The organism is Pseudomonas sp. Z4-20, from assembly GCF_051131955.1.
Classification (GTDB): domain Bacteria; phylum Pseudomonadota; class Gammaproteobacteria; order Pseudomonadales; family Pseudomonadaceae; genus Aquipseudomonas; species Aquipseudomonas marvdashtae.
In genome coordinates this window covers 339,295-358,534 of record NZ_CP071641.1, presented here as the reverse complement: position 1 = coordinate 358,534, position 19,240 = coordinate 339,295, and the positions used below count along the sequence as shown (strand labels likewise).

General features: G+C 61.9%; 18 protein-coding genes. 11 read left to right on the top strand and 7 right to left on the bottom strand.

Going from position 1 to position 19,240, the window contains the following annotated elements; genetic code table 11:
- Positions 1 to 44 precede the first annotated feature (44 nt).
- Both mutM and J3P82_RS01740 read right to left on the bottom strand, forming a co-directional pair.
- Positions 45 to 857, bottom strand: a complete 813-nt coding sequence (gene mutM / locus J3P82_RS01745; RefSeq protein WP_434560238.1) for a bifunctional DNA-formamidopyrimidine glycosylase/DNA-(apurinic or apyrimidinic site) lyase — start codon at positions 855 to 857, stop codon at positions 45 to 47.
- A gap of 30 nt (positions 858 to 887) precedes the next feature.
- On the bottom strand, positions 888 to 1,703 hold the full coding sequence (locus J3P82_RS01740; RefSeq protein ID WP_434563666.1) for an HDOD domain-containing protein: 816 nt from the start codon (positions 1,701 to 1,703) through the stop codon (positions 888 to 890).
- A 192-nt stretch (positions 1,704 to 1,895) separates the two neighbouring features.
- On the opposite strand from J3P82_RS01740, the gene J3P82_RS01735 reads away from it, so the two are divergent.
- The 3 genes from J3P82_RS01735 (at position 1,896) to ilvD (ending at position 6,609) form a co-directional block, all read left to right on the top strand.
- Entirely contained in the window at positions 1,896 to 3,092 is a 1,197-nt protein-coding gene (locus J3P82_RS01735) for a class I SAM-dependent rRNA methyltransferase (RefSeq protein ID WP_003206543.1), read from the top strand.
- A 207-nt stretch (positions 3,093 to 3,299) separates the two neighbouring features.
- On the top strand, positions 3,300 to 4,505 hold the full coding sequence (locus J3P82_RS01730) for an MFS transporter (RefSeq protein ID WP_434560236.1): 1,206 nt from the start codon (positions 3,300 to 3,302) through the stop codon (positions 4,503 to 4,505).
- Between the two features lie 268 nt (positions 4,506 to 4,773).
- Entirely contained in the window at positions 4,774 to 6,609 is a 1,836-nt protein-coding gene (gene ilvD, locus J3P82_RS01725) for a dihydroxy-acid dehydratase (protein WP_434560234.1), read from the top strand.
- A 193-nt stretch (positions 6,610 to 6,802) separates the two neighbouring features.
- Here the strand turns inward: ilvD and J3P82_RS01720 are convergent, their stop codons facing one another.
- Entirely contained in the window at positions 6,803 to 7,858 is a 1,056-nt protein-coding gene (locus J3P82_RS01720; protein WP_434560232.1) for a haloacid dehalogenase-like hydrolase, read from the bottom strand.
- 242 nt (positions 7,859 to 8,100) lie between these two features.
- Here J3P82_RS01720 and J3P82_RS01715 point away from each other — a divergent pair, with 242 nt between their 5' ends.
- Positions 8,101 to 9,492: an L-cystine transporter gene (locus tag J3P82_RS01715; protein ID WP_434560230.1), complete on the top strand. Its 1,392-nt coding sequence runs from the start codon at positions 8,101 to 8,103 to the stop codon at positions 9,490 to 9,492.
- Positions 9,493 to 9,558: 66 nt separating this feature from the next.
- Here J3P82_RS01715 and J3P82_RS01710 read toward each other — a convergent pair whose 3' ends face one another.
- On the bottom strand, positions 9,559 to 10,071 hold the full coding sequence (locus tag J3P82_RS01710) for a dihydrofolate reductase (protein ID WP_434560228.1): 513 nt from the start codon (positions 10,069 to 10,071) through the stop codon (positions 9,559 to 9,561).
- A 77-nt stretch (positions 10,072 to 10,148) separates the two neighbouring features.
- Between J3P82_RS01710 and J3P82_RS01705 the strand changes: the two genes are divergently transcribed.
- Together J3P82_RS01705 and J3P82_RS01700 are read left to right on the top strand one after the other, a co-directional pair.
- Complete coding sequence (locus J3P82_RS01705) at positions 10,149 to 11,516, top strand: DUF2868 domain-containing protein (protein ID WP_434560226.1); 1,368 nt, start codon at positions 10,149 to 10,151, stop codon at positions 11,514 to 11,516.
- Positions 11,509 to 12,882, top strand: a complete 1,374-nt coding sequence (locus tag J3P82_RS01700) for a GTPase/DUF3482 domain-containing protein (RefSeq protein ID WP_434560224.1) — start codon at positions 11,509 to 11,511, stop codon at positions 12,880 to 12,882. The genes J3P82_RS01705 and J3P82_RS01700 overlap by 8 nt, the downstream gene beginning before the upstream one ends.
- Before the next feature lie 63 nt (positions 12,883 to 12,945).
- Here J3P82_RS01700 and J3P82_RS01695 read toward each other — a convergent pair whose 3' ends face one another.
- Both J3P82_RS01695 and J3P82_RS01690 read right to left on the bottom strand, forming a co-directional pair.
- Positions 12,946 to 13,437, bottom strand: a complete 492-nt coding sequence (locus J3P82_RS01695) for a DUF523 domain-containing protein (protein WP_434560222.1) — start codon at positions 13,435 to 13,437, stop codon at positions 12,946 to 12,948.
- Between the two features lie 2 nt (positions 13,438 to 13,439).
- Positions 13,440 to 14,072 carry a 2OG-Fe(II) oxygenase gene (locus J3P82_RS01690; protein WP_434560220.1) on the bottom strand — a complete coding sequence of 211 codons (633 nt, stop codon included), beginning with the start codon at positions 14,070 to 14,072 and terminating at the stop codon, positions 13,440 to 13,442.
- Between the two features lie 140 nt (positions 14,073 to 14,212).
- On the opposite strand from J3P82_RS01690, the gene J3P82_RS01685 reads away from it, so the two are divergent.
- The gene (locus J3P82_RS01685) at positions 14,213 to 14,956 is read left to right on the top strand and encodes a DUF2059 domain-containing protein (RefSeq protein ID WP_434560218.1); all 744 of its coding nucleotides are present in this window, start codon (positions 14,213 to 14,215) and stop codon (positions 14,954 to 14,956) included.
- 4 nt (positions 14,957 to 14,960) lie between these two features.
- On the opposite strand, the gene J3P82_RS01680 is transcribed toward J3P82_RS01685, so the two are convergent.
- Complete coding sequence (locus J3P82_RS01680; RefSeq protein WP_434560216.1) at positions 14,961 to 15,911, bottom strand: alpha/beta hydrolase; 951 nt, start codon at positions 15,909 to 15,911, stop codon at positions 14,961 to 14,963.
- Between the two features lie 107 nt (positions 15,912 to 16,018).
- Between J3P82_RS01680 and J3P82_RS01675 the strand changes: the two genes are divergently transcribed.
- From J3P82_RS01675 to J3P82_RS01660, 4 genes are all read left to right on the top strand, one after another.
- Positions 16,019 to 16,594 carry a DUF6436 domain-containing protein gene (locus tag J3P82_RS01675; RefSeq protein ID WP_434560214.1) on the top strand — a complete coding sequence of 192 codons (576 nt, stop codon included), beginning with the start codon at positions 16,019 to 16,021 and terminating at the stop codon, positions 16,592 to 16,594.
- A 410-nt stretch (positions 16,595 to 17,004) separates the two neighbouring features.
- Positions 17,005 to 17,928 carry a sigma 54-interacting transcriptional regulator gene (locus J3P82_RS01670; RefSeq protein ID WP_434560212.1) on the top strand — a complete coding sequence of 308 codons (924 nt, stop codon included), beginning with the start codon at positions 17,005 to 17,007 and terminating at the stop codon, positions 17,926 to 17,928.
- 92 nt (positions 17,929 to 18,020) lie between these two features.
- A complete protein-coding gene (locus tag J3P82_RS01665; protein ID WP_030138390.1) occupies positions 18,021 to 18,230 on the top strand; it encodes a hypothetical protein in 210 nt (69 codons plus the stop codon).
- 58 nt (positions 18,231 to 18,288) lie between these two features.
- Positions 18,289 to 19,218 carry a type III secretion protein gene (locus J3P82_RS01660; protein WP_434560210.1) on the top strand — a complete coding sequence of 310 codons (930 nt, stop codon included), beginning with the start codon at positions 18,289 to 18,291 and terminating at the stop codon, positions 19,216 to 19,218.
- The last annotated feature ends 22 nt before the right edge of the window (positions 19,219 to 19,240 follow it).

The window sequence follows — 19,240 nt, the reverse complement described above, 5'->3', positions numbered from 1 at the left end:
TTCGGCTAGGCAGTATGACTACTGACTATAGACCGTAGGACGAATCAGCTCTGGCAGCGTGGACACCAGACGCTCGCACGCTGGCCCAGGCGGATTTCCCGCAGGCCCGTGCCACAGATCTTGCAAGGCTGCCCGCCCCGCCCGTAGACGAACAATTCCTGCTGGAAATAACCGGGCTGGCCATCGCCGCCAATGAAGTCCCGCAACGTGGTCCCGCCACGTTCGATGGCATGGGCGAGGATGCGTTTGATCTCGATCGCCAGCTTCAGGTAACGCGCCCGGGAGATGCCGCCCGCCTCGCGACGTGGATCGATCCCGGCGGCAAACAGCGCTTCTGTCGCATAGATGTTGCCGACGCCAACCACCACCGCGTTGTCCATGATGAACGGCTTGACCGCCATCGAACGCCCACGGGAGAGTTGGAACAATCGTTCGCCGTCAAAAAGATCGGTCAGCGGCTCCGGCCCCAGGCGAATCAGCAATTGGTGGTTGAGCGGATCGAGGCTCCAGAGCATCGCTCCAAAGCGCCGAGGGTCGGTGTAGCGCAAGGCCAGGCCGGACTCCAACTCTATGTCGACATGCTCATGCTTGGCGGCGGGCATGCCGATTTCAACCAGCCGAAGGTTGCCGGACATGCCCAGATGACTGATCAGCGTGCCGACCTCGGCATTGATCAACAGGTACTTCGCGCGCCGCTCCACCTGAACGATGCGCTGCCCCGAAAGCCGCACGTCGAGATCTTCCGGAATAGGCCAGCGCAAGCGGCCGTCGCGCACCAGCACGCGGCTGACCCGCTGCCCTTCAAGGTGCGGCGCAATTCCGCGACGAGTGGTTTCGACTTCCGGCAGTTCTGGCATGGGGGTCTCGAATCAGGCGACGGTTGGCACTCAACGAGTGGCCAGGTCGCGAATTTCCTGTTTCTGGGTCTGGAAGTCGTACTCCGACAACCCTATGTAATCGAGCACCAGCGGGCCGACGCACTGCCACTCGCGGTCTTCGGCCTGATTGCCCAATACCCGATGGGACGCGCAGATGTTTTCGGACATCTTCAGGATCGCCAAGAGGTTCTTCAGCGGGCTGTTATTGCGCGAAGAGTCGTCGCTGAAAATCGCCAGCGCATTGTGATGGTTGGCGATGGCCTGGCTGACGTGATCCGGCAGGCGCCAGGACTTGGATGTGTAATAGCCGACCACCGCATGATTGGTGTTGAACACGCGGTTTTCGGTATCCACCACGCGGCATTCGGCGCTGGCGTTGGCATAGGCCTCCTCCAGCACGCTCATGTACGTGGGGAACTGCTTGAGCATCAGTGGCACGCCGCAATCATGGAACAACCCCAGCGCGTAGGCTTCGTCACCGTTGTGCAGACCGACGCGCTTGGCGAGGGTCAGGCAGGTCATAGCCACGTCCTGGGCGGTGTCCCAAAAGCGATTCAGGACCACGATCGCATCATCGTGCAACGCGCCCTTGATCGATTGCGCGTTGATCAGGTTGATGATCGAGCGGCTGCCCAGCAGGTTCACGGCGCGCTGGATCGAGGTGATCTTGTTGCTCAAGCCGTAATAGGGCGAATTGACGATCTTGAGCAAGGCACCCGAGAGTCCCGGGTCCTGGGAAATCAGCTTGGCGATGGTCTCCAGGTCCGGATCGGGCATGTACTGCTCCATCTGCAAATCCACCATGATTTGCGGCTGGGGCGGCACACTGATGCCTTGAAGGGACTGTTGGATCTGTTCGGCGGTAAGCTCTTTGGACATGGGGTACACACTCTGGGCCAGGCAGGGATTCTAACCCTTAAAGATGGATCCGATACACCGCCAGGCCACCGATCGTCCTCCAAGCCCGCCAATCCCTGCAACACGGTATACTCCCGCTCTTTTTTCCGGAGCGACGTCATGTCCCTGCCTAGCCTGCGCCTCAAAGCCAACGCCGACCGTCGCCTGCGCGCCGGCCACCTGTGGGTCTACAGTAACGAAATCGACGTGGCCGCCACCCCGCTGCACGGCTTCAAGGCCGGCGACCAGGCAATCCTCGAGGCCGCAGGCGGCAAGCCGCTGGGCATCGTTGCGATGAGCCCCAACAACCTGATCTGCGCGCGCCTGCTGTCACGCGACGTGAAGCTGCCACTGGACAAGTCGCTGCTGGTGCATCGTCTCAACGTCGCGTTGTCCCTGCGCGAGCGGCTGTTCGACAAGCCATTCTATCGCCTCGTCTATGGTGATTCCGACCTGCTGCCGGGCCTGGTGGTCGACCGTTTCGGCGACATCCTGGTCGTGCAGATCGCCTCCGCGACCATGGAGGCCCATAAGGACGACGTGATCGCCGCCCTCACCCAGGTACTGAAACCCAGCGGCATCCTGTTCAAGAACGACTCCGCCGCCCGTGACGCCGAAGGCCTGAACCGCTATGTCGAGACCGTGTTCGGCCTCGTGCCGGAGTGGGTGGCGCTGGAAGAGAACGGGGTGAAGTTCGAAGCGCCGGTCATGGAAGGCCAGAAAACCGGCTGGTTCTACGATCACCGCATGAACCGCGCACGCCTGGCACCCTATGCCAAGGGCAAGCGCGTATTGGATCTGTTCAGCTACATCGGCGGCTGGGGCGTGCAAGCCGCGGCATTCGGTGCCAGTGAAGTGTTCTGCGTCGATGCCTCGGCCTTCGCCCTCGACGGTGTCGAGCGCAACGCCGCATTGAACGGCTTCGCCGAGAAGCTGACCTGCATCGAAGGCGACGTGTTCGAAGCCTTGAAAGAGCTCAAGGCCAGCGAAGAGCGCTTCGACGTGATCGTCGCCGACCCTCCTGCCTTCATCAAGCGCAAGAAAGACTTGAAGAACGGCGAAGGCGCCTACCGCCGCCTCAACGAGCAAGCCATGCGCTTGCTCAGCAAGGACGGCATCCTGGTCAGCGCGTCGTGCTCCATGCACCTGCCCGAAGACGATCTGCAGAACATCCTGCTGACCAGCGCCCGTCACCTGGACCGCAACATCCAACTGCTCGAACGCGGCGGCCAGGGGCCCGACCACCCGGTACACCCGGCCATCGCCGAAACCCGCTACATCAAGAGCATCACCTGCCGGTTGTTGCCCAACAGCTGAGGCCGGGCGGGGCCAGTGCCGTAGCGCTGTGCCCCCCGACTGGCAACCAGATCGCAGCCTTGGCTGCGATTTTTTTTGCGCGCCTGAATAAGTCTGTAGGAGCCCACCCACGCAATTACCAGAACCGTCCTACTCAATCTCCCCGTGACTGGCGGCCATGACGCATTAGGATTGAAAGCGACCCTCAGGTAAGCCTTGGAACGCCTCATGACTGATCCGCAAAACCGCCTGGCGGCCCGCAAACCAGCCACCGTCGGCTTGTTGCTGACGCTGACACTGCTTGGTGTCTTTCCAATCGATGTCGTGCTGCCCTCGTTCCCCGCCCTGTCCGGGCATTTTGAACGTCCATCGTCGGACATTGCCCTGTCCGTCAGCCTGTTCGCGGTGGGTATCGCCCTTTCGCAACTGCTGGTCGGTCCGCTTTCCGACGTCATGGGGCGAAAAAACCTGCTGCTGATCGGGATTACCGTTTCAGCCGTTGGCGCAACAGGTTGCGTGCTTGCCGAGGGCTACTGGTCTTTTTTGCTGTCCCGTATCGTCCAGGCCTTGGGGTGTGGCTGTTTCGTGCTGTCCCAAGCGCTGATCCAGGACCTGTTCACCGGCCAGGAACAGCAGCGACTGCGAATCTTTCTGGTCACCTGCGGGGGGATTTTCATTTCCGTTTCGCCACTGGCCGGCACCGGGCTGCAAAGCTGGATGGGCTGGCGTGGCAGTTTCCTGGCCTTCATCGCCCTGGCAATCGGTGCATTCATCGGCACCAGTCGTCTACTTCAACGCTGCGCGGCGGGCAGCCCACCCAGGCGCCTGGATTTCATCGCCGCCTATCGAAAAGTCTGCGGCGACTTCAATTTCATGGCCTATTGGCTGACCTCGGCACTGGCGTTTTCCTGCCATTTTTCGTTTATCGTCATTTCACCGCTGGTGCTGATCGACCAACTGCACTTGTCACTCGAGGCTTTTTCCCTGGCGCTGTTAGGCTACGGGCTGGCCTATATCGGTGGCGGAGCCGTCGCGACCGTGCTGAGCAACCGAATCGATCCACAGGCGCAAATCATCACGGGCCTGGGCCTGATTCTCGGCGCAGGCCTGCTGATGCTGGGGCTCGCCAATCTCCTGGGCTTGTCAGTCACCACCCTGTTGCTGCCCATGATCGTGTGCACCACCGGAACGACCATCGCCCGCGCCGCCGCCCACACCCAAGCCATGAATAGATTTCCCGGGCAGGCCGGCACATCCGCTTCGGCCGGTAGCGTGCTGATCTTCATCGCCGGCGGGCTGACCAGCGCCTCGATCAGCCTCACCCCACTGGACTTGCAGCTCACCCTGGCCCTCGGCTTGGTCCTGCTCAGCCTGCTGGGGCTGGCCCTCAATGCCCTGGTCCGGCAGCATGGCAAAGGGTTGTTGGCGGGTTGAACCCTGCCAGTCGTCATCCCGTGCACGACATTGGCGCCCGATCAGCGCTTTGCGTCATTTCATCCTGGCCCCAGCGGTGTAGAATCGTGGCATTCATCGCCATTCATCCCCGGCGGGTTTATGAGCTCATGCTGAGGCGCGCAGCGATCCTGCACAGTCATCGGCCACTTCCGGACACACCGCCAATCCCGAGTGTTCCGGACGTCAACAGAAGCTCACTTCCCCATTGATACCTGATAAGTACCTGATTAGCCGCCCGGAGTGCTCCATGCCTGATTATCGTTCCAAGACATCCACCCATGGCCGCAACATGGCCGGCGCCCGCGCATTGTGGCGCGCCACGGGGATGAAGGATGACGACTTCAAGAAGCCGATCATTGCCATTGCCAACTCCTTCACCCAGTTTGTACCGGGCCACGTGCATCTCAAGGATCTGGGACAACTGGTCGCCCGTGAAATCGAACGCGCCGGCGGCGTCGCCAAGGAATTCAACACCATCGCCGTGGACGACGGCATCGCCATGGGCCACGACGGCATGCTGTATTCGCTGCCCAGCCGCGAAATCATCGCCGACTCGGTCGAATACATGGTCAACGCCCATTGCGCCGACGCCATTGTCTGCATCTCCAACTGCGACAAGATCACCCCAGGCATGCTCATGGCCGCCCTGCGCCTGAACATCCCGGTCATCTTCGTTTCCGGTGGTCCGATGGAAGCCGGCAAGACCAAGCTCGCCAGCCACGGCTTGGACCTGGTCGACGCCATGGTAATCGCCGCCGACGCCAGCGCCTCTGACGAGAAGGTTGCCGAGTACGAACGCAGCGCCTGCCCGACCTGCGGCTCTTGCTCCGGCATGTTCACCGCCAACTCGATGAACTGCCTGACCGAGGCCCTGGGCCTGGCGTTGCCGGGCAACGGCTCGACGCTGGCCACCCACAGCGATCGCGAACAGTTGTTCCTGCAGGCTGGCCGGACCATCGTCGAACTGTGCAAGCGCTACTACGGCGAGAACGACGAGTCGGTATTGCCGCGCAATGTCGCCAACTTCAAGGCGTTTGAAAACGCCATGACCCTGGACATCGCCATGGGCGGTTCCACCAACACTATCCTGCACCTGCTGGCCGCCGCCCAGGAAGCCGAGATCGATTTCGACCTGCGCGACATCGATCGCTTGTCTCGCAGCGTGCCGCAATTGTGCAAGGTCGCGCCGAACATCCAGAAGTACCACATGGAAGACGTGCACCGCGCCGGCGGGATCTTCAGCATCCTCGGGTCGCTGGCCCGTGGCGGCTTGTTGCATACAGACCTGCCGACGGTACACAGCAAGACCATGGCCGACGCCATCGCCAAGTGGGACATCACCCAGACCACCGACGAAGCCGTGCATCATTTCTTCAAGGCCGGCCCGGCGGGCATTCCGACGCAAACCGCGTTCAGTCAGTCGACTCGCTGGGAAACCTTGGACGACGACCGTGAGAACGGCTGCATCCGCAGTGTCGAACACGCCTACTCCCAGGAAGGCGGCCTCGCCGTGCTGTATGGCAACATCGCCCTGGATGGCTGCGTGGTAAAGACCGCCGGTGTCGACGAATCGATCCATGTGTTCGAAGGCAACGCCAAGATCTTTGAAAGCCAGGACAGCGCCGTGCGCGGCATCCTCGCCGATGAAGTGAAGGCTGGCGATATCGTGATCATTCGCTACGAAGGCCCGAAGGGCGGCCCGGGCATGCAGGAAATGCTCTACCCGACCTCCTACCTGAAATCCAAGGGCCTGGGCAAAGACTGCGCATTGCTCACCGACGGCCGCTTTTCCGGTGGCACCTCGGGCCTGTCCATCGGCCACGCCTCGCCGGAAGCCGCTGCGGGCGGCGCCATTGGCCTGGTGCGCGATGGTGACAAGGTGCTGATCGATATTCCGAACCGTTCGATCAACCTGTTGATCAGCGATGAAGAACTGGCCGAACGCCGGGCCGAACAGGACAAGAAAGGCTGGAAACCGGTGGAAGTGCGTCCGCGCAAAGTCACCACCGCCCTCAAGGCCTACGCCCTGCTCGCCACCAGCGCCGACAAAGGCGCGGTGCGTAACAAGGCGATGTTGGGATAGAAGCAGTTGCAAGCTGCAAGCCACAAGCTGCAAGCACATCGCATCGGCTTGTAGCTTGTAGCTTGTAGCTTGTAGCTTGTAGCTTGTAGCTTGTAGCTTGCAGCTTGCAGCTTGTAGCTTGTAGCTTGTAGCTTGTAGCTTGTAGCTTGTAGCTTGTAGCTTGTAGCTTGTAGCTTGCAGCTTGCAGCTGCTCCTACTGGATATCTTCAGGCTTGACGATCACCCAGTTCTTGTCCGCCGTCACCGGCAACCCTTCCTTGGCCTGGGCCGCCGCGTGCTTGGCCATCATGCCGTTTATCTGCGTCATGTATTTATCCTTGCGATTGACCCACAAGTGGATGCCGCCCTTGGCCACGTCTACATCATGGAACAGCATGTAGCCGTCGCTGCTCGGTGTGTCGCCAGCCACCAGCACGGGCTTTTTCCATTCATCGATGTAGGTCAGGATCGCCGCGTGCTTGCCGGCCATCCACGTTGCCGGGGTCCACAGGTAAGGCGTGTATTCCAGGCCAAGATTGGCCTTCTCATCATATTTGCCCGCGGTGATCTGCTTGCGCGCGGTGGTCAGCTCGCCGGTCTTGCGATCCTTGAGCAGTGTGGTCACGCCGATCACGTTCTGCGGCTTGAGGTTGTAGCCATATTTAGGATCCGAGGCGACCATGCGCACCAGTTCCTCGGAAGCGGCGGTCATGACATAGACCTCGATGCCGTTTTCCATCAGCTTGTTGTACAGCTCGGCCTGGCCGGTGAAGATTTTCGGCGGGTTGACGTTGTACTGGACCACCTTGTCGCCCTCGTAATAGGTGGTCGGCACCGGCTTGCCGGACGCCATCAGCTCATCGACATAGCCCTTGAGTTCCTTGAGCGTGAAGCCCGAGAACACCTGGGCCACCCACGGATAGCAGACCATGTCGTCCACTTCGCACAGGCGGTAGTAGTAACTGAACAGGCTTTCCTTGTGTTCGGCCGTGTCCTTGAACGGCATCAGCTTCAAGGATGGGTCCAAGGTCTCCCGGGTGATGAGGCCCTTGTTCTCCATGAACGGCAGCAACGATTCCTCAAGGTCGTAGCGGTAACTGGTGTTGTCCATGTCGAACACCGCGAAGTTACCCTTGTTGGCGTTGGCCGCGATCATCGCATCCAAGGCCTTGGCCTGCTCCGCCGGCCAGTGCTTGAGTTCGGTGGCGAGCACTTGGCCGGCGAGACCAAGACTCAAGGCGACAGCGAGAAAACGAGGTGCGAGCTTCATCGGCATTTCTCCCGGGTTCAAAGAGCTCGACGCTAACAAATGCGTATGACAGTCCTCGCCCAGCCGCGACCACTTGCGTCCTGATAACGCCAGTGGCATACCCGCAAACGCCAAGTCCTTATTCCATAAACGACAATCAACATGCCTTTTTAGTATTAAATCATTAGATATCAAGCTGTTAGGCTTCCCGGCTCACAGTCGCGGCTTCGGGCGACTGGCACGTCTTATCGGAGTCTCTTTTGATGAATCTGCCGCTGATACTCAACCTGCTGGTGTTTCTCGCGTTACTGTTCGGCCTGGCACAAACCCGTCACCGCACTTGGAGCCTGGCCAAGAAAGTGTTGCTGGCGCTGGTATTGGGCGTGGTGTTCGGTATCGCTCTACATACGATCTATGGCGCCGGCAACCCGGTGCTCAAGGCTTCGATCGGCTGGTTCGACCTGGTGGGCAACGGGTACGTGCAATTGCTGCAAATGATCGTGATCCCGCTGGTCTTCGCCTCGATCCTCAGCGCCGTGGCCCGCCTGCATAACGCCTCGTCCCTGGGCAAGATCAGCTTCCTGACCATTGGCACGCTGCTGTTCACCACCGCCATCGCCGCGCTGATCGGCATCGGCCTGACCAACCTGTTCGGCCTCACCGCCGAAGGCCTGGTGGCCGGCACCCAGGAACTGGCGCGCCTGCAAGTGATCCAGAGCGATTACGCCGGCAAGGTCGCCGACCTGAATATCCCGCAACTGTTGCTTTCGTTCATTCCGCAAAATCCCTTTGCCGACCTGGCGCGGGCCAAGCCGACGTCGATCATCAGCGTGGTGATTTTCGCAGCGTTCCTCGGTGTCGCGGCGTTGCAACTGCTCAAGGATGACGCCGAGAAAGGCCAGAAAGTGATCAACGCCATCGACACCTTGCAGAGCTGGGTGACGCGCCTGGTGCGTCTGGTGATGAAGCTGACCCCGTACGGCGTGCTGGCACTGATGACTAAAGTGGTGGCCGGTTCCAACCTGCAGGACATCATTAAGCTTGGCAGCTTCGTTGTGGTCTCGTATCTGGGACTGGGGTTGATGTTCGTGGTCCATGGCTTGCTGGTGTCCGCTGCCGGGATCAACCCGTTGCGCTTCTTCCGCAAGATCTGGCCGGTGCTGACCTTCGCCTTTACCAGCCGCTCCAGCGCCGCCACCATCCCGTTGAGCATCGAGGCCCAGACCAGCCGCCTCGGCATACCCCGGGCGATTGCCAGCTTCAGCGCCTCGTTCGGCGCCACCATCGGCCAGAACGGTTGCGCCGGGCTTTATCCGGCGATGCTGGCGGTGATGGTCGCGCCGACTGTAGGTATCAACCCACTGGACCCGGTGTGGATCGCGACGCTGGTGGCCATCGTGACCTTGAGTTCGGCCGGGGTGGCCGGCGTCGGTGGCGGCGCGACGTTCGCCGCGCTGATCGTGCTGCCGGCCATGGGCTTGCCGGTCGCGCTGGTGGCGCTGCTGATTTCGGTCGAGCCGCTGATCGATATGGGCCGCACGGCGTTGAACGTCAGCGGTTCGATCACCGCCGGGGCGATTACCAGCCAGGTGATGCAGCAGACCGATAAGGTACTGCTGGAAGCTGACGAACATGCAGAGCTGGTGCACGCTTGAGCGGCGGCACCGGAGATTGATCGTTCCCACGCAGAGCGTGGGAACGATCTAAGGTCTACGCCTGACTCAACGCTTCTCCCACACTTCAAAGCTATAGGCCGGCTTGTCCCCTTCAGCCGGGTTCGGCTGGTTCGAGACCAGTCTCCACTGGCTCGGATCGAACTCCGGAAACCATGCGTCCCCTTCCGGGCTCAGCGCAACGCGGGTCAGGTACAACCGATCCGCCTGATCCAGCGCCTGGGCATAAAGCTGGGCGCCGCCGATCAGCATCAGCTCATCGGCGCCCTGCTCCAACGCCCACACCTCGGCCCGTTCCACCGCGGCTTCCAGCGAAGAAAACACCTGCGCGCCTTCGAGCACGAGGCCCGGCTGGCGGCTGACTACGATGTTCAAGCGCCCCGGCAACGGTCGGCCGAGGGAATCCCAGGTCTTGCGTCCCATGATGATCGGCTTGCCCAAGGTGGTGGCCTTGAAGTATTTGAAATCCCCCGGCAAATGCCAGGGCATGCTGTTGTCGATGCCGATCACCCGGTTTTCACCGAGGGCTGCGATCAGGCTTAAGGGAAGAGTTTTTTTCATGATGGCGAGAATACCAGAGGCCCGGACAGGCGCCACAGCGGTTATGCTGATTCCTCATTCGAGCAACGGAAGCCCTCGTGACTGAACTGCAAAACCTCTGGTTGACCGAGACGGTACGCCTGCGTGAAGAACACGCCGGCCCGCTTGAGGACCAGGAAGCCAATCGCCTGGCCCGCGCGGCGGGAGGCGATCTGTCCACCCGTATCCGCCACCGCGCCCGCTCGCTGGCCGAACGCGATGGCCTCACCCAAGCCATGCGCCACTGGCTGCAAGGCGCGCGCCTGGCGCTAGTGGTGCTGGCGGTGCTCGCCACGCTCAGCGGCGCCGGCCTGGGGTTCGCAGCCCTTGGCGATGGACGCGCGCCGGTCAACGTATTCTGGGCCCTCGGCAGTCTGCTGGGGCTGAACCTGCTGCTGCTCATCGGCTGGGCGCTGGGCCTGATCTTCGCCGGCGAGCAAGGCGCCACGCTGGGACGCCTGTGGCTGTGGCTCAGCGAAAAACTCGCCCGCGACGCCAAGGCTGCCCAACTGGCACCGGCCCTCCTGCTGTTGCTGCAACGGCACAAGCTCAATCGCTGGGTCCTCGGTGTATTGGTCAACGGTTTGTGGTTGCTGGCCATGCTCAGCGCAATGGTAATCGTCTTGATGTTGATGGCGACCCGGCGTTACGGCTTCGTCTGGGAAACCACCCTTCTCGGTGGCGAAACCTTCGTCGTCCTGACCCAGGCCCTTGGGGCGCTGCCTGCGCTGCTTGGGTTCAGCGTGCCGACCGTCGAGATGATCCGCGCCAGTGGCGACGCCGCGTTGAACATCGAGAGCGCTCGCCAGGCCTGGGCTGCGTGGCTGGTCGGCGCACTGCTGGTCTACGGTGTGCTGCCGCGCCTGTGCCTGGCCCTGCTGTGCCTGTGGCGCTGGCGCCGTGGTCGCGCCGGGCTGCGCCTGGACCTGAACCTGCCGGGCTACGCTCAGTTGCGCGAGCGCCTGATGCCCAGCAGCGAACGCCTGGGGGTCAATGACGCCGCGCCCGCGCAGTTGCATCAGGTCGAGCGCACAGTCGATGCGATGGAGAGTAACGGCGCATTACTGGTGGCCATCGAGCTGGACGAACGCCCCTGGCCGCCGAAGCTGCCCGACTCGGTGAAGAACGCCGGCATTCTCGACAGCCGCGAGTCTCGCCACAAACTCCTCGAACAACTGTCACGCTTTCCTCCCGCGCGCCTGGCGATTGCCTGCGATCCCCGGCGCTCGCCAGACCGTGGCAGCCTGGCGTTGATCGCCGAACTGGCGCGCAGCGCCAGCGCCACCCGCGTCTGGCTGTTGCAGGCGCCGACTGGCGAAGCGCTGGATGGCGAGCGCCTGGGTGACTGGCACAACGCGCTGCAACAATTGCAACTGCCGTTCGCCGACTGTGCGCCGTTGAACTGGTTGGAGACCGGCCATGACTGACTCCATCAAGCCATTGAAACTTGCCGTGGTCGGCCACACCAATGTCGGCAAGACGTCCCTGCTGCGCACCTTGACGCGAGACGTCGGCTTCGGCGAGGTCTCTCATCGGCCGAGCACGACCCGGCACGTCGAAGGGGCTCGCTTGTCAGTGGACGGCCAAGCGCTGTTGGAGTTGTACGACACGCCCGGGCTGGAAGACGCCATTGCCCTGCTCGATTATCTCGAACGCCTGGAGCGGCCGGGTGAACGCCTGGACGGTCCGGCACGCCTGGCGCGCTTCCTTGAGGGCAGCGAGGCGCGGCAGCGCTTCGAGCAGGAAGCCAAGGTGCTGCGGCAACTGCTCGCCAGCGATGCCGGGCTCTACGTAATCGATGCACGGGAGCCGGTGCTGGCCAAATACCGAGATGAATTGGAAGTGCTCGCCAGTTGCGGGAAACCGTTGCTGCCAGTGCTCAATTTCGTCAGCAGCGCCCACCATCGCGAACCCGACTGGCGCGAAGCCCTGGCACGGTTGGGCCTGCATGCGCTGGTACGCTTCGACAGCGTCGCCCCGCCCGAGGACGGCGAACGCCGGCTCTATGAAAGCCTCGCGCTGCTGCTGGAAAGCGCTCGCGAATCCTTGGAGCGCCTGATCGTCGATCAACAGGCCCAGCGCCTGGCTCGCCAGCAGAGCGCAAAGCGATTGATCGCCGAACTGCTGATCGACTGCGCCGCCTGCCGACGCAGCGTCGCCAGCGAAGCCGACCTGGAGCGCGAGGCCATCGGTCAGTTGCGCAACGCCGTGCGTCAGCGGGAGCAGCGCTGCGTCGAGGCCTTGCTCAAGCTCTATGCCTTCCGCCCGCAAGATGCAGCCGCCAGCGATTTACCGCTGCTGGACGGCCGCTGGGGTGATGATCTATTCAATCCCGACACACTCAAGCAGTTGGGCGTACGGGTCGGTGGCGGGATCGCGGCGGGCGCGGCGGCGGGCGCTGGCGTGGACTTGCTGGTGGGCGGCCTGACCCTTGGCGCCGCCGCCCTGGCCGGGGCCATTGCCGGCGGCGCGCTGCAAACGGCCCGCAGCTATGGCAACCGGTTGATGGGCAAGCTCAAGGGCCAGCGGGAGTTGACGGTGGATGACAACGTACTGCGACTATTAGCCCTGCGTCAGCGGCAACTGCTGCAAGCGATCAATCACCGCGGCCACGCGGCGATGGACAGCATCCGCATCGACGCGCCCCAGGACAAGACCTGGCGCGAAGGCAAGCTGCCCGAAGCGCTGGGCAAGGCGCGGGCGTACCCGCAGTGGTCGTCGCTCAACCCCCAGCCAAAATTGAGCCAGGCTGAACGGCAGGAGCAGATCGAGCTCCTAGCCGAGCAGTTATAGACAACACAACCCCCGTGGCGAGGGAGCTTGCTCCCTCGCCACGAAGAGCGGTCGTGTGCGCCTTTACGCTTTGCTCAACGCATCGAGCGCCAACGCCGCTTCAGCCAGTTCCAACTCGCTGAACACCCGGATGCCATTGCGCTTGAGCAGCGCCGCCGTCACGCCTTCTCCACGCACCTTCACGCCGCTGAACGTCCCGTCATAGGTCAGCAGATTTCCGCAGGATGGACTGTTGGCTTTAAGCACCGCGATTCGTATGTGGTGTTCCCGCACAAGGTCCAACGCCTGATACGCGCCCGACAGGAACTGCTCGCTCACGTTCTCGCCCGCCGTGGTGATCACCGCCGCATCGCCATCAAGCACCTGCGCGCCCTGTCCGCCAAGAATCTCCGCCGCCGCCCGAGGCGTGGGCAAGCCGCCGGCGACTTCCGGGCACAGCGGCACGACCCGGCCTTCGTCGAGCCATTGCTGGAGCCGGTCGAATAGACCACTGGCGCCACCGTCGTAGCGCACGCGGTGGCCGAGCAGGCAGCGGCTGACGAGAATCTTTTCCATGTTCAGAACAACTCGTTGCCGCGGCGTCGGAACCAACCGGTCAAGGACAGCCGATCCCGTGTGGCCGGCAGCACTTCATGGGGAATCTCCCCCGATAGAAACACCACCAGGCATCCGCCCGTGGGCACCACATCGTGGGCCGCGCCTTCGTCCAGGTACATGCGCAACTGGCCGCCATGCTCCGGCAGCCAGGCGTCGTTCAGGTAGAGCACCGCCGAGACCATGCGCCGATCGTCATCACGAAAGCGGTCGACATGCTTGAGATAGAAAGCGCCGGGCGGATACAGGGCGAAGTGGCTTTCAAAATCCTCCAGGCCCAGGAACAGCCCACGGTTCAAGGCCTCGCGCAGGCTGTCCATCAGCGCCAGGTAACGATCGCAGGCTTGCACCTGGCCGGGCTCGATCCATTGGATGCGATCACCCCGAATGCCTTCACGGATCTGCGAAAACGGCCCGCGCCCAACGGCGGCTGGAGCCAGTTCGCCCTCGGCGGCGCGCTGGCGGCACTCGGTCGCCAGGGCGCGCGTCAGCGCATCGGGCAGGAAGATATTCTGCTGCGACCAACCGCGCTCGGCCAGGTCGTCGACGATACGTAACAGCAACGGATGATCAGAAGGTATTTGCATGGTGCGCATAGTATTCCGGCGCCTGAAAAACCGACAGCGCCGCGCAGCAGGTCGGCCGGCCAAAGTAGCACCGCCGTACGAACTTGATACGAATTCTCGACAAGTTCCCGCCCCCCACGGAGAATAGTCGGCTGCTGACAGGAGTCCCTATGCGCCGTTTGCTTTTCTCACTGTTGATGTTCTGCGTGTTGCCCGCCTGGGCAGACAGCTACGACCAGTTGTACAAGGTCGCCGGCTGGCCGGAACAACGGGCGCATTTCAATGACGCCTTGAGTGCCACCCAGCAGCGCTACCAGAGCAGCCTGCCGCCGGCGGTATTCCAGGCGCTGGTCAATAACAGCAACCAGCGTTTTGCGCCCCAGGCCATGGACCAGCGCGCCGAAGCGCAATTGCGCAAGAATCTCGCCGACCCGACACCCGCCTTGACCTTCTTTCAATCGCCGCTGGGCCGTAAAATCATCGCAGCCGAGCTACTGGCCACCCGCCGCGACCAATTGGCGAAGAACGCCAAGGGCCTGCCGAAGATGCAAGCCAGCGACAACCGCCTGTTGATCATCGGTCACCTGGCCCAGGCCCTGCCCGCCCGCGAAGCCGGCGCCGAGGTCAGCCTGGCGATCGCCGGCGTGGCGGCCGACAGCCTGAGTTCGATGATCCCCGGTCTGTTAGGCGGCGGCCAGGCCCAAGGCATGCTGAACGGCCAGCGTCAGCGCCTGATGGATCAGATCGGTACGGACCTGAACAACACGCTGTTGTACGTCTACCGCGACCTGACGGATACCGAGCTGGAAGAGTTCGCCACTTTCGCCGAATCGGCCGAGGGCCAGGCTTATTACAAAGCCGCCCTGGAGGCGATTCGGGCGGGCTTGGCGGTGGGGCAAAGCCTGGGGCAGTAGAACCTCAGCTTCGCCGGATCCCACTCATCCGCTGGGTCAAAAACCCGAACATCTCTTCGCGCATCGCCAGCGTTTCATTTGCCAGGTGATGCCGCCCTTCAGGCAACATCAAGACCTGCGGCCGGTCGAATTTGCCGCGCAGCACTTGCAGGTTATGTCGCCAATCCACCGTCATGTCCGCCTGCCCTTGCACGATCAAGGGCTGACGCGGGCTGCTCGGCGCCACCTCGATACGCTTGATCCATTGCGCCAGCGCCCCGACCCACGCGGTAGGCAGGCGCAGCGGTTGCAGCGGGTCCGCTTGCAGGAACGGCAGGAAATCCGGGTCGGTGGAATTTTCGCTGAAGCGCCGGGCGATGCCGCTCACGAACGGTTTAAGTAGATAATAACTGAGGCGCGACCATCCCCAGGCTCGAGGCCGAACCAGCGGCGACAGCAGAATGACCTGGCCCTGGGCCGGGCTGTCCGCGCCATGATTGAGCACATGATCCACTACAATCGCGCCGCCGGTGCTTTGTCCGCACAGGTGCCACGGCTGCGGTAACTCCAACGTCCCGGCTTCGGCCAGCAGGCCCTGCATCGTCGCCTGGTAATCGGCAAAGTCACCTATGCTGGCGCGTTCACCGCTGGACAAGCCATGGCCCGGCAGGTCGCAGGCAATAACCGCGAATTGTTGCTCCAGCGCCCATTCGATCAGGTGCCGGTACAGCCCCATGTGATCGTAGTAGCCATGGAAGATGAACATTGTCGCCACGGCTCTTTCCGGCTTCCAGATTTGGCCGACCAGTTCATATCCTGCAATTTCGAAACGGCCCAGGCCCTTGCGCAACGTGCGTGTCGGGAAATCGAGTGCATAGAATTGCTGGTAGGCCTGCGCTTGCGCAGACAGCGGCTGCCACTGCGCCAGTGGTTGCAGGCTGGCGCGCAGGTCATCGGGGTCGAAAAAGGCAGGCATTAATATTCCAGGCAAAGGCGCATCGCGCGAAACAGGCTTTATGAGCCTGCGATATTCATCTGTCGCGCCAGGCATGGCAAGCTACGCCGCTTCAGAGGATCGACTCCATGCGTTCGTCCCACCGCAAGACCTTGCTTGCCTGCCTCCTCGCACTCGGGTGCGCCGTCACGCTGTGGTTCGCCTACGACTGGTTCCAGGGTCGTTTCCTACGCACATTCAGCCAACACACGGCGGTGTTTTCCGGAGACCCCCTGCGCCTGCCCGCCGACCTGGCCGGCCCGGGCGCGATCCGCTTGGTGCACTTCTGGGATCCGGCTTGTCCGTGCAATGTCGGCAACCAGCAGCACCTTTCCGAACTGGTCGATAAATATGCACCGCAAGGTGTCGAGTTCTATGCGGTGCAAAAACCCGGCAGCCAAGGCCAATTGCCCGCCACCCTGAACAATCTCAAAACCCTGACGGCGTTGCCAGGTTCGGCACAAATCCCCGCCAGCCCCGCCGTGGCGATCTGGGACCGCAGCGGCAAGCTGGCGTATTTCGGTCCTTACAGCGAAGGCCTGACTTGCAACTCGAGCAACAGCTTTATCGAACCGATTCTCGAAGCACTAAGTGTTGACCGGGAAGTTAATGCGACCCATACGCTGGCGGTGGGCTGTTATTGTTCATGGCCGACAGTTAATTGATCTAACCAACTACGATACGTATTTTGAAAGCCTGCCCCTCCTCCGCGCAAGAAGTTGGAGTAGATGCTCTCTTCTAGAGTTCTTGCTCAAAGCAGGGGCCCTCGCTGAACCGTTTGTCGGATCCAATTTTTCAAAAGCTGACCGACGCGTCCCGTTTTCGCCGTCAACCCTCAAGCCAGCCGGGTCGCGCAGAGGTTTTCGAGGCGTTCTGGCCCGGGAGCTGAATCGTTTAATAAGCGCCGCCGCAACGTGAACTTTTCTTTAAACGCTTCTCTAAACCTCGTACAGCACATGTTCTTTTCCAATGCGGTTGCGCGGCGGCGCTATATATAGCGAGGAAGTTGTACACGCCTTTTCATCGTTTTACTTGTCGACCCTCCTAAACCAAACAAAAAATGGAATCGTCAGTGATGCAAAAGTTGCTATGCGCTGCACTTTCCACCCCCAACAAAGAGGATGCTCTCAACCTTGAGGCGTTTGCCCAGTGCGTGGCCCCGCTCGGGGTCGATGTGCTGTTGCGCGGCGAGACCGGCACCGGCAAGGATACGCTGGCGGAAAAGATCCACCGCATGTCCGGCCGTCCCGGAAAATTCGTTGCCATCAATTGCGCCGCCATCCCCGAATCCCTGGCGGAGAGCCAGCTATTCGGCGCCAATACCGGGGCGTTTACCGGCGCCAGCCAGAACCGCGCTGGGTTCGTCGAGGCTGCGCACAACGGCACGCTGTACCTGGATGAAATCGACAGCATGCCGTTGGGGCTGCAAGCCAAGCTGCTGCGTGTCCTGGAGTCACGCACCGTCCAGCGGCTGGGTTCGACCCAGAACATTCGGGTCGACATGCGGGTCATCGCCTCGGCCCAAAGCCCGTTGGCGGAAATGGTCGAGCGTGGCGAGTTTCGCCGGGACCTCTATTTTCGCTTGAACATTATCAGCCTCAAATTGCCGCCGTTGCGCAGCCGCAAGGAACGCATCGTGCCGCTGTTCCAGTCCCTGGTGCGCCGTGAGGCCCTGGCACTTGACCGGCCCTATGTCGCACCGTCGCCGGCGCTTTTGCGCCAGCTGCTCGGCTACGCCTGGCCTGGAAACATCCGCGAGCTGCAATCGGCCGCCAAGCGCTACGTGCTCGGCTTGCCGGCGTTGCCCCGTGCCGAGCAACTGGAACACAGCAGCTCGACGCTCAAGCTCAAAGAACATCTGCAGCAGTTCGAAAAGATCCTCATCGAGGACTGCATGCGCCGTCACCATCACTGCATCGATAAAGTCATCGCCGAGCTGGGTATCGCCCGTCGCACGCTGTATTACCGGATGAAGTGCCTGCATATATCGACAAGCTGAGTGGATCGGTGGAACCGTTTTCGCAGCGGTCGCCACTCAATCGGCGAGACGTTCACGATCGTCTCGCCAATCCACAATCCGGAGATACGACTATGAGTTTTGGTGGAGCTTCTCTCGCCGCCTCCATGGCTGCCATGCAGCAGATGGACGCCACGTCGGCGGCGATGACGACCATGAAATCCCAATTCGACCAGAAAAAACTGGTCGCCGACACCATGAATGCAATCTCGGCGGAGTCGATGGACAGCGCGACCAAGGCCATCACCGCCATGGGGGAGGCGTCGAAAAACATACGATTCTGACCCTCTCGCTCCAGCCCCGCTCCGGCGGGGAACCTGAGGTGCGATGAGAGGAGGCCCTATGCAAATCCATTCGCCAGATAATCCTCATATTCCCAGGGACCGGCCCAGCGACGACTCGACGCTGCGCCCCGCCTCGAACTCGGTCGGCCTGGCGAACCTGGTCGCTGAGCACCTGACGCTGCATGGCGCGAGCAACCGGCTGCGCGAGTCGCTCGTGCAATGGGCGAGTGAACAGGGGCCAGCGGGCGGACACTCCAGACCGGGCTTGCCGAGCCCACAGGACAGACTGACGGCAGAGACCGAAGCCCCTCTGCACCTGGTACTCGAAGACATTCTTGAAGAGATCAACGGCGGTACCGGCTCCACGCTCGACGTGGATATCGATGATGCCTATTCCAACGAAGACCTGTTCAACGACCTGGCCCAGATGCTCGCCCATCGCCGACAATCCCTCGGTGATAACGACGTCGATAGCCAGAGCGACTTCGGTAACGCCAACAACCCGTTTTGCGGCGCACTGTTTGGCGCCTGGGAAATTGAAAGCGACCGGGCCAGGCAACGGGGTCGTCAGGACACGAGCCTGCCGCTGTTGCTCAAGATCATCGCGGTCCTGGGGCGCAGGAAGCTACTGACACTGCTGGACATCGACGAAGACGAAGGCCAGGCGCGTTATGAGCAAGACGACCTGGACCTGTTGTTCGAGGTCGCAGGCTTCATGGATCAACACCCGGCGCGATATCCCCCACCGACGAGCCTCGATGCACAAACATGGACATGGACCGAACGTATTGCCTGTGGCGCATGGCTTGACGCTCGCGAGACGCGGCTGTTCCAACTCGCCCTGGAAGAACTGGACCTCGCCCTGGCTCGCCTGGCCGGCCAGCATGCCCCGATGCTGCGTCGTGGTCGACGCAGCCGGGAAGAAATCGAGTTTCACCTGAGCGTCACCGGTAGCGCTCGCAACGTCTTGAAACTGATGTACGCCTGAAGTCCACCCTGAGAATTGGAGA